This is a genomic window from uncultured Clostridium sp. (assembly GCF_910588715.1).
In the GTDB taxonomy this organism is placed as follows: domain Bacteria; phylum Bacillota; class Clostridia; order Clostridiales; family Clostridiaceae; genus Clostridium.
In genome coordinates this window covers 828,761-845,696 of record NZ_CAJURG010000001.1, presented here as the reverse complement: position 1 = coordinate 845,696, position 16,936 = coordinate 828,761, and the positions used below count along the sequence as shown (strand labels likewise).

Here is a 16,936-nt window from a genome sequence, read left to right as displayed (position 1 = left end):
TTTTTTAATATATAATTGTAAAATTATTACAAAAGTGATAAAATAAAGTATAACATAAATTAATAAGTTTTTATAAATGTTATAGATTGAGAAACTATGATAAAAAATAAAAAAACAAAACTTAATTATTTAAGGGTTAGGGGAGAAAATTTATGAAAGTTATTAGTGTTTGTAATCACAAGGGTGGATGTGCTAAAACTACAACAGTAGTAAATATAGCAGCGGAGTTAGTTAATTCAGGTTATAGGGTTTTGATAATAGATAATGATTATCAAGCAAATTTAACAACTAGTGTAGGGTTTAAGCCAGATAATGAGTCATTAATTAATTGTCTTAGAGGAAAAAAATCTTTAAGAAAATCAATAAAAAAATGCTCAACGTTAGATGGCTTAGATATTATTCCTAATAATTCTGAAGTTAGCAATGCTGACTTAGCTTTAATAAAAATGAGAAATTGTAAGAGAATATTAAATAGATTAATAGAAGAAGAAAATTTAAAAGATGATTATGACTTTATATTAATAGATTGCCCACCAACGCAATCTATAACTACTATTAATGCATTAGTTGCAAGTGATAGTGTAATTATACCAATGGAGCCATCTTTATTTAATATGCAAGGTCTTAAAAATTTATCAAGAACAATAAAGTTAACTCAAAAGACATTTAATAAAAAATTAAAGGTTGAAGGTATATTATTAACAAGAGTGGATTCAAGAACAAAGCTTAGTGAAAATTTTAGAAAAGAGATAAAAGAATCTTATTCATATAGAGTATTTGAAACAGAAATTCATCAAAGCAGCGTAATAGTAAAAAGTCAAACAAGTGGACTACCAGTTTCTATGTATGATCCAAAAAGTAAGAGCACAAAGGAATACAGAAGCGTAACGGATGAAATTTTAAATACAGCTTTTACTAAGAATGTTAGTCCTGTAGCATCTATAAGAAGTAGAAAGAGTATTGATAAGGAAGTATCTAAAGTAGGATAGAAATATTTTAAATATAGAAATAATTAAGGCTTTAAGTTAATAAATATATTTTTAACTTAAAGCCTTAATTTATTAAAAACATATATTATATGTGATAAAGTCACATTTAGTTAATTTAACTAGAAACAATAAATAGTTAAATGAATATAATTTTAGTAAAGAAAGAAAAGTAATTCTTAAGAATTGTTTTAGAAATTAATAATTAGGAGAGAACTACTATGAAGGTTATTAAAGAATCAGAATTTGTTAATGAGATAAATGATGGATTAGTATTGATTGATTTTTATGCAGATTGGTGTGGACCATGTAAGATGCTTACACCAATATTAGAAGAAATAAATAAAGAAAATAAAGATGTAAGAATCATTAAGGTTAACATTGATGATTCAAGATTTTTAGCAAGCTATTATCAAATACAATCAATACCTACATTAGTATTGTTAAAGAATGGTCAATTTTTGAATAAAATGATTGGTTTTAGACCAAAGAAAATGATAGAAGAACTAATAGAAAAGGGAAAATAAAAAAGTGTTCAGTGAAACTTTTATAATATAAAAGACGTCTTAAATATTAATTTAAGACGTCTTTTTGAGAAACAATAATGTTTAAATAAATATTAAGAATTGAAATTTACATGAGGAAAAATATAGGAATATATATTAAAATATAAATTATTCAATAATAAACTTTAATGTATTAATATAAGTAGGAGAAAAGAATGAATAAAAAACTTTTAAATTTTATAGTGGGAACTTTATTGGCTACAACAACAATTAGTGTAATTATGCTTGGAAAGGGATATGCTGAAAGAAAAAGCAAAAAAAATTGGAAATTGGTTTGGGAGGATAATTTTGAGGGTGATTCATTAAATTTAGAAAGCTGGAATTATGAAACACATGAGCCAGGATGGGTAAATAATGAATTACAAGAGTATACAGACTCTACAAATAATATTTATGTAAAGGATGGTACTCTTGTAATAAAAGCTATTAAAGAAGAAACAGAGAGTGGAATTAGATATACATCAGGAAAGGTAACAACGCAAAATAAACGAGACTATAAATATGGAAAATTTGAAGCTAGGGTAAAGGTTCCAAAGGGGCAGGGATTATGGCCTGCTTTTTGGATGATGCCAACAAGTGAAAGTTTGTATGGCTCTTGGCCTAGGTGTGGAGAAATAGATATTATGGAGATATTAGGTCATGAACCGGAAAAGGCATATGGATCAATACATTATGGAAATCCACATAAGCAGCAACAAGGAAGTTACACTTTAGATAAGGGTACATTTGCAGATGATTATCACATATTTTCGATTGAATGGGAGCCTGATGAAATACGTTATTATATAGATGGAAATTTATATCATAAAGTAAATAAATGGTATACAAAGCAAGAAGGTGAGGGGAAAATAGAATATCCAGCACCTTTTAATCAAACATTTTATATTCAATTTAATTTAGCAGTTGGAGGAATTTGGCCAGGAAATCCAGATGAATCTACCAATTTTGAAAATGCAGAATTTAAGATAGATTATGTAAGGGTTTATGAGTTAGAAGATGATGATATATAAATTCAAGTAATTAAAAATTATAATTTATATGTGCTAAAAAAGTGGGAGCAAGATATATAAATGGAGAATAGAAAAGATATATTAAATTTATTAAAGAAATTAACATATGAAAAAAATGTTCATTTTATAAAGAAAGAGCTTAATTCTATAGAAAAGCTTATAAAGGGAAAGGTTTTTGAGGAATATTTAGGATTTTTATTTGAAGGAAATGGGTATATAGCAACTATAAGTGGGGGTTCCCATGATGGTGGTGCAGACATAATATTATCTAGGGAAAATAATCCTAATAAATCTGTCTGGATAATACAGGCCAAAAATACTATAAGGCCTTTAGGTAATGCAGATATTATTACAGAGCTATTAAAGTTTGAAAATCAAAGTAGTAAAAAGTATAATTGCAAATATTTTATGATAATTTCTTTAAATGGATATGTAGAAAATGTAAATATGTTTAATAAAACAAGTATGTCTTTAGAAGACTTTGAATTTATAGAGGAACTTATAAATAACTATAAGGAAAAGAGTAGTGATGGAATATTATTACCAGATTTAAGACCACATAATAGGTACACATATAAAGAAGTTAAAGCAGTTTTGGAAAATAAAAATAGAGTAGCAGTACCTAATGCAACAGGAACAGGAAAAAGTTTTATTATACTTCAAATTTTATTTGATTATAGATATAAAAAATCTATTGTTTTAGCACCTACTAATGAAATATTAGATGGATTAAAAAAATTAGCTCCTTGGAGTATAACTAATTGTAAGTTTTATACTTATAGTAAATTTTTTGCTTTATATTCAAAAGGAAAGTTAGAAGAATTAAATATAGATTTAATTATTTTAGATGAGATGCATAGGGCTGGAGCTTTAAATTGGGGAAAAGCTGTTAAATATGTATTAAATAAAAACAATAATTCTAAAATCATAGGTCTTTCTGCAACTCCAATTAGATTTTTAGATAATAATAGGGATATGATTAATGAATTGTTTTATGGTAGTTCAACTACTCCAATAAGTCTTTCTGAAGCAATAGTTAGAAAAATTCTACCTATGCCTATTTATGTTTCTGCAATGTATGATTTAGATAAAGAAATTGAGAAAAAGCTTAGACTGATGAAAAGTTTAAATATATCTTTAGAAGATAAAAGAAAGTATATAGAGGAGCTTAATGTATATAAAGGCAAGTGGGAAAGAGAAAGTAAGATTGAAAATATAATAAAAAAGCACTTGCCAAAGAGTAAAAAGTTAAAGTTCATAATTTTTTGTGAAAATAATAAGCATTTAATAAAAATGAAAGATGAAGTTAATAAGTGGTTTAATAGTGCATTAGATAATAAATTTAATATAAAGTCTTTTGTAATAACTTCAATTAATAAAAGGAGTAAAGAAAATTTAGCTAAATTTGAAAGTGAAAATAATGATAATGAATTAAAGTTACTTTTTGCTATAAGTAAATTAAATGAAGGAATACACATTAGAAATATAACAGGAATAGTTATGCTTAGAAATACTAAATCTCCAAGTATATATTATCAGCAATTAGGACGCTGTCTTACAACAGATTCAGTAGATGAAAACCCAATAGTATTTGATTTTGTAGATAATATAGATAATTTAGAGCTTGTTAACTTTAGAAAAAATTTAGAAGAAGCAAAGCTTTTTAATAATGTTTATAGAAGACAAATAGGGTTACAGGATGAGGATATTCGTCTTTGTCTTTATGAAGAGCATGAAGAGGTTATTTTAGAGTTAAAAAATATTGAAAGAAAAATAACTTATAATTGGGAGGAATCTTTTGAAAGTTTACTAAAGTTTAAAGAAATTAATGGTCATTTAAATGTACCAAAGAACGATGAATATTTAAGGTTATATAGTTGGATTAGTCTTCAAAGGACTCTTTATAAAAGGAATATATTAAATGAAGAATTTATAAGTAAACTTAATTCTATAGGATTTATATGGGATATTAATATATATAAGTATAAGGAAAATTATAAAAAGTATGAGGAGTTAATTATTAGTTCCTATGAAAGAGAAATAAGTTATTATAAGCTTTTAAATGAAAAATATTATGCTGTAATTTATACCAAAGAAAGTTTAATATCAAAATGTGAAGGTAAGGATATTTTATTAGAAAAAGAGTTTATTATTAGATGGTGGGATAAGCAAATAAAAGATTTTCAAAATAATAATTTAGATGATGAAAGAAAAGAAATAATAATTAAAGAGTTTAGGGAAACTTCTAGGTTTGAAGAAAATAAGTGGCTTATTAGCATATATAAAATAATTAAATTTTATAAGAAAATTAATGAGTGTTATAGAATAGATTGCTATTTAAATAAAATTGCACCTGATAAAAAAAGATTTATAAATTTTGTAACATCTATATATCCTAGTAAAAAAATAATAGAAAATACTATAGAAAAAAATTTACCAAGTTCTAAGAAAACTAGAGAATTAGAAGCTTATAATGAGGAATATAAAGCTAGAGAATTTGTAAAAAAATTATTTTTAGAAAATAGCTTTATCTTTGATATAAAAGAATATATAGATGATATAAATTATATTTATTTTGAAGATATGATTTATATTTAAAATAATTTTATTATTTATTGTATTAAATGAGAAAAGTCAATTAACTAAATTAGAATTTATAATTTAACTAATAAGAATATTAGGGATTTGAATAAAAAGCATTAAATAATCTTTTAATTAATAAATATTATAGTGGTAATAGATTATTAAAAATAATATCTTAAATATTAGTTAAATGGAGAAAGGTTTTATGAATAGCTATAAGAGTTTATTAAATGGTATTGATATACCAAAGATTGGGTTTGGAACCTATAAATTAAAAGATGAAAATGAAACTATAGATACTATTAAATATGCACTAAAGGTAGGGTATAGATTTATAGATACAGCATCTTTTTATGGGAATGAAGAGTGGATAGGAAAGGCAATTAAAGAAAGTAAAATTAAAAGGGAAAATATATTTTTAGCTACAAAGGTCTGGAATGATAGTCATGGATATGATAAAGCTATAGATTCCTTTGAAAAATCTATGAAAAAATTAGATATTGATTATTTAGATTTATTATTGATACATTGGCCAACAAAACTTAATAAAGAAACTTGGAGAGCCTTTGAAAGTCTTTATGAGTTAGGAAAAGTTAGAGCTATTGGAGTATGTAATTTTAAAATAGGTCATCTAGAAGAATTAAGAAAGACAGCTAAAATAATGCCTATGGTTAATCAAATAGAAGTCCATCCATGTTTTTCTCAAAAGGAAATAGTAAATTATTGTAATAATTATAAAATACAAGTTATAGGATGGAGTCCAATTATGAAAGGTCAGCTATTAGAAGTGCCACTTATGATTGATTTAGCTGAAAAATATAATAAAACTATTGCTCAAATAGCTTTAAGATGGCATATACAAAAGGGAATTATTCCAATACCCAAGTCATCACATTATGGAAGAATAGCTGATAATATCGATATATTTAATTTTGAGTTATCAGAAGAAGATATGATAAAAATTGATAAGTTAGATAGAAATGAAACTGTGTCAGGTATTCCAGAAAATACAACATATAATGATTTTAAATGGTAATTTTTAAATAGTTTTATAAATAAAAGTGTCACTTCTCAACATAATTGCATTTATTGATAATAGGAATATTTGTAGTAGGAGAGAAGTTATATGGAGATAACTAACTTTATAACTGAAAATTTTCTTTCATCATTTATAGGAACATTAGCTGCTGTAGAATTAATAGTATTTACAACTAAAAATTTTCCACTTATTAATAAAATACCTACAAAATTGTATACTTTTATCTTAGCAGTTATTCATCTTGTTATTGTTCAAATTATAGTTGGAAAAGCTGCTATAACTGTAGAGTATGTTTATATATCATTCTTAAATTCATTAATAGTAGAGTTAATTTTATGTGGTGGATATGATACTTTAATGAGTAAATTTAAAGATGTAAAACAGACATTAGATGAAGCTGAAGAGGGTATAGCTGAAATTAATGGTGAAGTTTCTAAAGAAGTTACAAATAATGATGATTCTAGCAAAGCTATAGAGAATTTAAAATCAAGTAAAGATAATATAGGGAAATAAGAATAATACCTTTAACTTTTATACTTACTTAATTGAATGTATAAAAATTAAAGGTATTTATATTTTATTTATTATTCATAGGAATTAAGTTTCCACCATATAATTTCATTTCTTTAAATTTTATTTTAAAAGCTTTTTGATAGGATTTTATAGCATCTAAATCACGTCTTGTACCTATGCAAATTGAACATCCAAATAGATTTCCACGAGCTGTTCTTCCAGCTCTATGTAAATATTCATCAGGATTTTCAGGGAAATCCATGCTTATAATATGAGTTACTTCAGGAATGTCTAACCCCCTAGCCGATACATCAGAAGAAACTAATACATTAAATTTACCACTTCTAAAAGCTTCTATTGATCTTTGTCTTTGCTCTTTTGATGCATTACCAAATATGGCTGTAGATTTAACTTTATGGTAATCTAATTTTTCATTAATATTTTGAAGTTCTGTACTATTATTAATAAATATAATGGCTCTTTGTGGAGATTCAGCAGCTAATAATTTTCTTAAAGTTTCAAATCTATCTCTAAATTCACAAGTAATATACATATGAGAAATGTTTGGATTTAAAACAGATTTAGCTTCTGATTTTACTATGTGAACTTCTTTAACTAATGATTTAGAAATTTCTAATGCTGAATCATTCATGCTTGCAGAGAAAAACATAAGTTGTCTATCTCTCATTGTAGCTTTAATTATATTTTTTATTATTATAGATTTATTTTTAGCAAGTAAACTATCAGCTTCGTCTATAACTATAGTTTTTATAGTATGAGCAGTTATTTTTTTCTTTTTAATTAAATCAAGAACTCTTCCAGCTGAACCTACTATTATATGAGGCTTTATTTCTTTAAGTTTTTTGATTTGTTTTTCAATATTAGATTCACCCATTATAGTAAGTGAAGTTACATTCATATTTGAATTTTTTGCAAGCAGTTTAATTTGTGCATCTATTTGCATAACTAATTCATGAGTTGGAGCAAGAATAATGGCTTGCATTTCTTTTTTTTCAATATTTATTTTTTGAATAATAGGGCATATGTAAGATAAAGTTTTTCCACTACCAGTATGTGCTTCAGCAATAATATCTAAGTTTTCTAATGCTTCTTTTATAGTTAGACTTTGAATTTCTGTAGGGTAAGTAATTCCTTGAAGCTTTAAACCTTCTATTATATTTGGATTTAAATTAAGTTCATTAAATGACATTTTTATTTTTTCTCCTTGGTATTTTTTATATCTATATTAGTATACACTAAAAATAATTTTAGTATAGAATTTTGTATAAATTTAAGTTTCTTATAAACAAATAAAAAAGATTTAATTATTATTTAAATTAAAAGTATATTAATTTGAAAAAGGTAAAAAACAAGAATAAAAGATTAAACTTAAAATTATAAATAATTAAATAAAAAATATTAATAATTTTTATTTATATAAGGAAAAACGTTTAAATTTAGAGAAAAATAATTATTTATAAATAAAAGTTCAAAAAAATAGCAGGAAACTAAAACTTGAATTTCAGTACCGAAGTGTTAAAATAGATTTTATTATGAATTAAAAATCAAAGGAGAAAAAGAATATGAAAGGTGCATTTGAAATTTTTAAAAGAGATTTAAAGAATATCTTTAAAAATTATGGAGCAATTATTGTTATTATGGCATTGTGTATTTTACCATCTTTATATGCTTGGTTTAATATAAAGGCATCATGGGATCCATATGCGCAATCAGCAACAAGTGGAATAAAAATTGGAGTTGTAAATAAAGATTTAGGAACAACACTTAATGACAAAGAAATTAATTTAGGAAATGATGTTGTAGAAGAATTAAAGGACAATCATCAAATGGGGTGGCAGTTTGTTAGTGAAGAGGAAGCAACACAAATGGTTGAAGAAGGAAAGTATTATGCAATGATTACTATTCCTGAAGATTTCTCTAAAAACCTAACATCCATTGTTACTGAAGATATTCAAAAAGGAAATATTATTTATACAGTAAATGAAAAGATTAATGCTATAGCTCCTAAGCTTACAGATAAGGGAGCAAGTGCAATTCAAGAAAATGTAAGTAAAGCTGTAGTTTCCACTGTAAGTGAATCAATATTTGGTTTAGGAAAGGAAATTGGAATAGAACTTGAAAACCAAATACCTAAGATTGGTACAATTTATAATTCATTAGTAGAACTTCAAGGACGTTTTGGAAATATTAATGAAACAGTTGATTTAGCAGGAAGTGGTGCAGAACAATTAAAAACATTAGTAAGTGAAGTGCAAGAAGATATTCCTAAGATAAAGGAAACTATTGAAAACGCACAAACTTTAAGTGGTGATGTTAAAGAATTTTTATCTTCTTCAAAGACAAGTTTAAATAATATATCACCTGTAATTAAAAATGATATTAAAATATTAAATGAAATATCAATAGATATTTCTAAATATACAGGTGCATTAATAAATGTAATAAATGCTGGTGCAGAAAATGCTCCTGAAATGATTGATAGTTTACTTAATAAGTTAAATAGTATAAATAAAAGTGCAGATTCATTAATAGGAATCCTTCAAACTATGAATAAATTTAATCCTGGAAAGTTTGATGATACAATTGCTAACTTACAAGCTATAAATGATAAGGTTAGTTCAGCTATAACTGCTTTAAATACAGTAAAAGATAATCTAGCAAATGGTCAAAAACCAGATTTAAATTTATTAAACAATGTTTTAACTTTCTCAAATGATATTAGCACTATATCAGGAAATTTATATGATAATTTTGATGCAAATATAGTATCAAAGATAAATAGCATATTTGATGAAGCATATAATACAGCTGATAATGCAGCATCTGTATTAAGTTCAGCAGGAGAAAAGCTTCCACAAGTTTCAGAATTATTAAATACTGTTTATGCTGGTGCAGATAAAGGTATCGATGGAATTGAATTTGTTAAAGAAAAGCTTCCAGAAGCTGAAAATATGATTAATGAATTAGTTAGCAAAGTTGGAGGCATTAATAATAGTGAGGACTTACAAGAAATAGTTGATTTATTAAAAACAGATGTACAAACAAGAAGTGACTTTTTATCTGATCCAGTAAATATAGTTGAAAATAAGTTATTCCCAATGGGTAACTATGGTACAGGAATGACACCATTTTATACAGTATTATCATTATGGGTAGGATTATTATTATTAGCTTCTATGTTAAGAGTTGAAGCTAAGGGAGAATATTCTGCTATATCTCAATACTTTGGTAAAATGTTATTATTTATGAGTATAGCAATAATTCAAGCTATAATAGTAGCCTTAGGAGATTTATATATATTAAAAATATATTGTGTAAATCCATTATTATTTGTATTAGGTAGTATATTTACAAGTGTTATATTCACATTAATTTTATACTCACTATGCTCTGTTTTTGGAAACATAGGTAAGGTTTTAGGAATTGTGTTATTAGTAATACAAATTGGTGGTTCAGGAGGAACGTTCCCTATTCAATTAACACCAAAGTTTTTCCAAGTGATTAATCCGTTTTTACCATTTACTTATGCTATTTCTTTTGCAAGAGAAGCAATTGGTGGAGTTGTTCAAAATGTATTAACTAAGGATATAGTAGTTCTTTTAATATATGGAGCAATATTTATACTTATTTCTTTATTCCTTAAAAAACCAATAAATAAATTGACTCATGGTTTTACAGAAAGTTTAGAAAAAAGTGGAGTTAGTGAATAGATAATAATATAAAAGAGTGTTTAAAGTTTAAAATAATTTACTTTAAATGCTCTTTTTATAATTAAAATAATAAATGTATTATTTTTGAAAATAATGGTAATAATTATAGGTGGCTTTAGTTTATAAATTCTTGTTAATATAAAAGAATAATTGATTTTTTAAATTGACTAAAGTAATTAATGTTAATATAATTTTTTATAATAGTGAGGTGGAGAATATGAGTATGAAAAATAATAAAAAATTAATATTTGGTGTAGTATCGGCAGTAGCAGGTGTTGTAGCCGGAGTTTGTTTTAAAAATAATATGAATAAAAAAGCTAAGAATTTTACTGAAGGAGATACAAATAATAAAAAAGAAAAAAAGAGTAAGAATGTATATTACACAGTACATTTAAATAATATTTATAATCCATATGATGATAAAACAGTTTCAGAAAATGATATGATAAAAGAAATAAAAAGAGAAACTTCCTTATAGAATTTTAAAATATATTCAGCATTTACTAAAAGATGTAATGCTGAATTTTTTTAAGAAATTCTAATTATAAGTAATAATAGAAATATATTTTTAATATATATTTTATTGGAAATATTCAGCATAAATTGTTAGTAAATAAATACTTTATTACCATGACAAACTATGCTATAATTACCAATGTTACATTTGAAATAGGGAGGATTCGACATGAAACACATAAAAACTATTAACAAAACAAACATCAAAAACAGCTTATGTAAGCCAGGATGTAAGGAATGTGCAAACTCATGCCAATCAGCTTGCAAAACTTCTTGCACAGTTGCTAACTTAGAGTGTGAAAACTAATTAAAGACAAGCAGTAACTTAAAAAAAGTTGCTGCTTAACTTTATATATTAGTAGAAGTTAACTTATCAAATTGACATTAGGAATAAATAAGATATGTTTCAAGATATATGGAAAAATAATTTTAGGAGGAAAGTAAAAATGGCTTTAATACACAAATTTAAACAAGGAGATAATTTCTTTGTTTTAGACGTTAATACAGGAGCTGTACATATTGTAGATGAATTAGTTTATGATTTAGTAGATGACAATGAACTAAGAGATAAAGAAGAGCTTATAAAAGAATTTGGAGCTAAATATGGTGAGGAAACTATAAAAGAAGCTTATGAAGAGTTGTTAGAGCTTATTGATGAAGATATTTTATATTCAAGAGATCAATACGAAGATATAGCACATTCTTCAATGGATGATAGAGATTATATTAAGGCAGTATGTTTGAATATAATTCATGGATGTAACTTAAGATGTAAATATTGTTTTGCAGACGAAGGAGAATATAATGGGCATAAGGGAGTAATGTCTGTTGAAACTGCTAAAAAAGCAATAGATTATGTTGTTAAAAGAAGTGGTCCAAGAAGAAATATTGAAATTGACCTATTTGGTGGAGAACCAACAATGATTATGGACAAGGTTAAAGAAATAATTGCCTACGCTAGAGAAAATGAAAAGGCTTGGAAGAAAAACATTAGATTTACTATGACTACTAATGCTACTCTTTTAACAGAAGAAATGATGGATTTTATGGATAAAGAAATGGGAAATATAATTCTTTCTTTAGATGGTAGAAAAGAAGTTAATGACAATGTAAGAATTAAAGTAGATGGAAGTGGTTCTTATGATGATATACTTCCAAATATTAAGAGAATGATTGAAAAGAGAGATAAATCTAAACATTATTATGTAAGAGGAACATTTACAGGAGCTAATACTGATTTCTTTGAAGATGTTAAGGCAATGGTAAATGAAGGATTTAGAGAAATTTCAATTGAGCCGGTAGTTTTAGAAAAGGGACATTTCTTAGAACTTAAAGAAGAACACTTACCAGAAATATTTGAAAACTATGATAAGTTATATGATGAAATGGTTAGAAGAAAGAAAGATGGAGATGAATTCAACTTCTATCATTTTAATATTGACTTAAATGGTGGACCATGTGTTTATAAGAGAATTTCAGGATGTGGTGCAGGTTTTGAATATGTTGCAATAACTCCACAAGGAGAGGTTTACCCATGTCATCAATTCGTAGGTAAGGAAGAATTTAAGCTAGGAAGTATTTATGATGATACTTATGATGCTGAATTAGGTAAAAAGTTTAAGAAAGCTCACATATACAACAAACCAAAGTGTAGAGAATGTTGGGCAAGATTTTACTGTAGTGGGGGATGTCAATCAAATAACTTTGCATTTAATGGAGATATGAATATTCCTTATGAAATAGGATGTAAAATGCAAAAGAAGAGAATTGAATGCGCAATAGCACTTAAAGCTGAATAAATATATTAAAATAGCAAGAACAAGATAATATCTTAGTTCTTGTTGTTTTTTTGTATATCAGTAAAACGTATTAAGTAAAATAATTAAAAATATTATTATTGTTTTTTATGTTAAGAAGGATAAATTGTAAAAATAAGAATATATGAAGAAAAAGTAGTTAAACTTTTAAGTATATTAATAATTTTTTAGATATTAACTATAAGAGGTGATAATTTAATGAAAGATTTTATTTTTGATAATGGATTAAAGCTTATTTATAAAAAGACAAGTAATGAATTAAATTCAATATGTATTTCATTAGATGCAGGAGCAATTCGTGATGGAAAGCAATTAGGAGTTGCTCATATAACTGAACATATGGTTTATAAAGGAACAGAAACTAAATCTGAAAAAGAAATAAATACAGAGTTAAGCAACATATTTGCTTTTCAAAATGCTATGACTAATTATCCTTATGTTGTATTTTATGGAAGTTTACTAAGTGAAGATTTAAAACAGGGGTTAGATTTGTTTTCAGATATTCTTTTAAATCCAGTTTTTACTGAAGAAGTTTTTAAAGAAGAAATGGAAGTTATAAAACAAGAACTTAAAGAATGGGATGAGGATATCGAACAATATACAGAAGATAAGCTCTATTATAATTGTATGGAAAATAGGAGAATTAAATATCCTATCATAGGTACTGAAGAATCATTAAATAATATGACAATAGATGATGCGATAAACTTTTTTAATGATTATTATTGTGCTAATAATGCAACTATTACTATAATTTCGAATTTAGACTTTGAAGAAGTAAAAAATATGGTGGAAGAAAGCTTTATAGATTGGAGAAGTGAAAAGCTACCTGAAAAAGAAGAGATAAATGGTGAAATTGAGGGTGGAATATTTATAAATAGTAAATTAGATATTAATAGTTCTAAGGTTCAAATTATATTCCCTATAGATAATTTAAATCAATGGGAAGTAAAAGCATTAAGAATTTTTAATCAGTATTTTGGAGAAGGAGTAAACTCTATTTTATTTGATACATTAAGGACAAAAAATTCTTTGGTATATGATGTATTAACAAGGATTTCAAACGAGGAACATATAAAGGTTTATAAAATTATTTATAGTACTGCACCGGAAAATTTAGAAAAGTCTATACAAATAGTAAAAGAACTTATAAAAAATATTGATGAATATAAAAATGTATTAAAAGAGAGTGATATTAAAGATTTAATAAAGAGCTTTAAATTAAAAAGATTATTTTCAAATGAGCAAAGTGTAAGATTAGCAATGGGAATAGCCACATATGACACTATGTTTGGAGATGGAATGTTATATATTGATGAAACTGAAAACTTAGATAAAATACCTTTAGATTATATTATTAATACTGCTAATAAGGTATTAAAAAATATGGTAGTTCAAGTAATAAACAATAAATAATTAAATCAATTTTTTAAGAAGAGGAATAAATGAGTAAAAAAGTACCGTTATTAGATGAAGTTTTAAAGTATAAAAAAGAAAACAACTTAATACTTTCAATGCCAGGAAATAAAAGTGGTATTGGATTTTTAAGAGACGATGTTGGAAGAGAATTTGTAAATAATATGGGGTTTTTAGATATTACAGAAGTAGACCCTCTAGACAACCTTCATGCTCCAGAAGGCATAATAAAAGAAGCACAAGAATTATTAGCAAAAACCTATGATGTTAGAAAAGCATATTTTGTTGTTAATGGTAGTACTGCTGGAAACTTAGCTTCTATTTTTGATGCCTTCAATGAGGATGATGAAATTTTGGTAGAGAGAAATTGTCATAAATCAGTTTATAATGGAATTATTTTAAGAAAGCTAAAAGTTAAATATATAGAACCTGTGGTTTATGAAGATAAAGGGTTATTTTTACCACCAACAGAAAAGGAAATATATAAAGCAATAAATAAATGTAAAAATGCAAAAGGAATAATATTAACTTATCCAAATTATTTTGGAATTGGATATGATATAGTTGAAACTTTAAAAGATTTAAAAGATAGAGGATTAAAAATAATTATAGATGGAGCTCATGGAGCCCATTATGGAATAACAGAAAAATTACCTAAATCTATAGTTAAATATGCAGATTATATAGTTTTAAGTGCGCATAAAACTTTGCCAAGTTTAACTCAAGGTTCATATCTCTTAATTAATAATGATACTAATGTTGATTTTTATTTAAAAGCATTTATGACTACATCACCATCATATTTAATAATGTCATCATTAGATTATGCTAGATATTATTTAGAGAATTATGGAAAAGAGGACTATGATAAGTTAATTGATTTAGCTATTAAATGGAGTATAAAAATTAATAATTTAAATAAAGTAAGAGTTTTAAGTAAAGAAGATTTGCCAAGGGGTTATGACCTAGATTTAAGTAGATACATATTAATATTAAAAAAAGGATATAGTGGACATAAATTATTAAATTATTTAAGAAGCTTAAATATACAGTGTGAAATGAGTTTTTCAGGTGGTGTAGTTTTAATTTTGTCTCCTTTTAATTTAGAAAAGGATTTTGAAAAAATATATAATTCATTGAAAAGCTTAAACTTAGAATTATTAGTTGATACAGACTATCAAAATTATTGTGGATTAATTCCTAAAAAAGTGTTGGAGCTATATGAAGCATTTAATATGGAATTTGAGTATGTAAATATATATGAAAGTGAATCTAAAATTTCAAAAGAAGCAATAATTCCTTATCCACCTGGAATACCATTAATTTGTGCAGGAGAGGTAATATCAAAAGAAGCAATTGATATTATAAATGGATATATTAAAAATAATAAAACAGTAATAGGGTTAAAAAATGGATTAGTAAAGGTAATAAAAGATATAAAATAAAGTGTTTTATTTAAAATAAATACATATTATCCCAAAATTTTCGTAAAATTTTGGTTTGTTTTGCAGTAAAATTATGTATAATGTAATATAGAACGATTATTTTAAATTAAATAATAAGTTTATTATTTTTAATTTAAAGTAATTATATTTATAGCTTAAGTAAAGTCTTTTTAAAAACTTAAAGTTGAAATCTATTTTATAGATTAAGAGAAAGAAAGGTGATTTTTATTAATAAGTTAAAAATATTAAGTCTGTTGGTACTGTCGGGAATGTTAGTGATTCCTTCTAAAATATCAGAAGCTGAAGAATTTTATAGCGTATCAGAAAGAGATTTAATTAAATTATTAGAAAAATATAAAGATGAAGAAGTTATAATGGAAGATGGTTTAGTTTTAACTGTTGGTGAAGCTATAAACTTACCAATGAATGAAGGCTTGACTATTTATAATAAAAATGTAGCAGAAGTGATTAATGGAAGATTAGTAGGAAAAGCTACTGGAAGTACATTTATATCTCAAGAAATAGACGATACGGTATATATTTTAGAAGTATGTATCATGGAAAATAAAGTATCCACAGCTGCTTATTCAAGAAGTGTAAATAAAAAAGTTAATAGAGATTATTATAAAGTATTTATAGATCCAGGACATGGTGGATATGATAATGGAGCAGTACAAAATGGAGTACTTGAAGATGAGATAAACCTACAAGTATCTAAAAAAATAGAAGCTAAATTGAAGTCAAAGGGTGTACAAGTTAAGATGAGTAGATATGATGATACATATCTATCATTAACTGAAAGAACTGTAATGTCAAACAACTGGGGTTCTGATGTGTTTGTTTCTATACATCAAAACTCTGCAACAAATTCTAGTGGAAATGGAATAGAAACTTACTATCATCCGACAAGACAAGATGGAAAAGAGCTTGCTAGTGAAATCCAAAATGATTTAATAGCATCAACCAATGCAAGTAATAGAGGTGTTAAGAGTGCTAATTATGCAGTAATTAGAACGTCGAATATGCCTTCAAGCTTAGTTGAATGTGGATTTATATCAAATCCAACTGAAGCTAATAAATTAAGTTCAAGTAGTTATCAAGATAAGGTTGCCGAAGGTATTGTTAATGGAATAATGGATTATTTACAAAATAATATTGTTCTAAATAATGGTACTGGGGGAAGTTCAAATTCTGGGACAAATGCTGGAGGATCAAATTCAGGTAGTACTATAAAAAGTGGGACAGTAAAGGTAAATGGAGCACTAAATGTAAGAAGTGGAGCAGGAACAAGCTATTCAGTAATAGGCTCATTAA

General features: G+C 25.6%; 14 protein-coding genes. 13 read left to right on the top strand and 1 reads right to left on the bottom strand.

Going from position 1 to position 16,936, the window contains the following annotated elements; genetic code table 11:
- Positions 1 to 152 precede the first annotated feature (152 nt).
- The 6 genes from QZ321_RS04180 to QZ321_RS04155 all read left to right on the top strand — a co-directional run bounded on the left by QZ321_RS04180 (position 153) and on the right by QZ321_RS04155 (position 6,697).
- On the top strand, positions 153 to 989 hold the full coding sequence (locus QZ321_RS04180; protein WP_291744250.1) for a ParA family protein: 837 nt from the start codon (positions 153 to 155) through the stop codon (positions 987 to 989).
- A gap of 218 nt (positions 990 to 1,207) precedes the next feature.
- On the top strand, positions 1,208 to 1,513 hold the full coding sequence (gene trxA / locus QZ321_RS04175; protein WP_291744252.1) for a thioredoxin: 306 nt from the start codon (positions 1,208 to 1,210) through the stop codon (positions 1,511 to 1,513).
- A 194-nt stretch (positions 1,514 to 1,707) separates the two neighbouring features.
- On the top strand, positions 1,708 to 2,562 hold the full coding sequence (locus QZ321_RS04170) for a glycoside hydrolase family 16 protein (protein ID WP_291744253.1): 855 nt from the start codon (positions 1,708 to 1,710) through the stop codon (positions 2,560 to 2,562).
- A gap of 60 nt (positions 2,563 to 2,622) precedes the next feature.
- Positions 2,623 to 5,160 (top strand): Helicase associated domain protein, encoded by a 2,538-nt coding sequence (locus tag QZ321_RS04165; protein WP_291749843.1) that lies wholly within the window; start codon positions 2,623 to 2,625, stop codon positions 5,158 to 5,160.
- Between the two features lie 190 nt (positions 5,161 to 5,350).
- Positions 5,351 to 6,181: an aldo/keto reductase gene (locus QZ321_RS04160; RefSeq protein WP_291749845.1), complete on the top strand. Its 831-nt coding sequence runs from the start codon at positions 5,351 to 5,353 to the stop codon at positions 6,179 to 6,181.
- A 90-nt stretch (positions 6,182 to 6,271) separates the two neighbouring features.
- The gene (locus tag QZ321_RS04155) at positions 6,272 to 6,697 is read left to right on the top strand and encodes a hypothetical protein (RefSeq protein WP_291743777.1); all 426 of its coding nucleotides are present in this window, start codon (positions 6,272 to 6,274) and stop codon (positions 6,695 to 6,697) included.
- A 64-nt stretch (positions 6,698 to 6,761) separates the two neighbouring features.
- Here QZ321_RS04155 and QZ321_RS04150 read toward each other — a convergent pair whose 3' ends face one another.
- Positions 6,762 to 7,907: a DEAD/DEAH box helicase gene (locus QZ321_RS04150; RefSeq protein WP_291749848.1), complete on the bottom strand. Its 1,146-nt coding sequence runs from the start codon at positions 7,905 to 7,907 to the stop codon at positions 6,762 to 6,764.
- Positions 7,908 to 8,280: 373 nt separating this feature from the next.
- Here QZ321_RS04150 and QZ321_RS04145 point away from each other — a divergent pair, with 373 nt between their 5' ends.
- The 7 genes from QZ321_RS04145 to QZ321_RS04115 form a co-directional block, all read left to right on the top strand.
- Entirely contained in the window at positions 8,281 to 10,428 is a 2,148-nt protein-coding gene (locus QZ321_RS04145; protein WP_291749849.1) for a YhgE/Pip domain-containing protein, read from the top strand.
- Between the two features lie 223 nt (positions 10,429 to 10,651).
- The gene (locus QZ321_RS04140; RefSeq protein ID WP_291749850.1) at positions 10,652 to 10,906 is read left to right on the top strand and encodes a hypothetical protein; all 255 of its coding nucleotides are present in this window, start codon (positions 10,652 to 10,654) and stop codon (positions 10,904 to 10,906) included.
- A 207-nt stretch (positions 10,907 to 11,113) separates the two neighbouring features.
- Positions 11,114 to 11,251, top strand: coding sequence for a six-cysteine ranthipeptide SCIFF (gene scfA / locus QZ321_RS04135; RefSeq protein WP_003371542.1), 138 nt, complete (start codon positions 11,114 to 11,116; stop codon positions 11,249 to 11,251).
- 139 nt (positions 11,252 to 11,390) lie between these two features.
- Complete coding sequence (gene scfB, locus QZ321_RS04130) at positions 11,391 to 12,743, top strand: thioether cross-link-forming SCIFF peptide maturase (protein ID WP_291749852.1); 1,353 nt, start codon at positions 11,391 to 11,393, stop codon at positions 12,741 to 12,743.
- 216 nt (positions 12,744 to 12,959) lie between these two features.
- Complete coding sequence (locus QZ321_RS04125) at positions 12,960 to 14,177, top strand: pitrilysin family protein (RefSeq protein WP_291749853.1); 1,218 nt, start codon at positions 12,960 to 12,962, stop codon at positions 14,175 to 14,177.
- Between the two features lie 29 nt (positions 14,178 to 14,206).
- Positions 14,207 to 15,622, top strand: coding sequence for an aminotransferase class I/II-fold pyridoxal phosphate-dependent enzyme (locus QZ321_RS04120; RefSeq protein ID WP_291749856.1), 1,416 nt, complete (start codon positions 14,207 to 14,209; stop codon positions 15,620 to 15,622).
- A gap of 218 nt (positions 15,623 to 15,840) precedes the next feature.
- Positions 15,841 to 16,936, top strand: a 1,096-nt coding sequence (locus QZ321_RS04115) for an N-acetylmuramoyl-L-alanine amidase (protein ID WP_294196264.1), incomplete at its 3' end; no start/stop codon positions are given.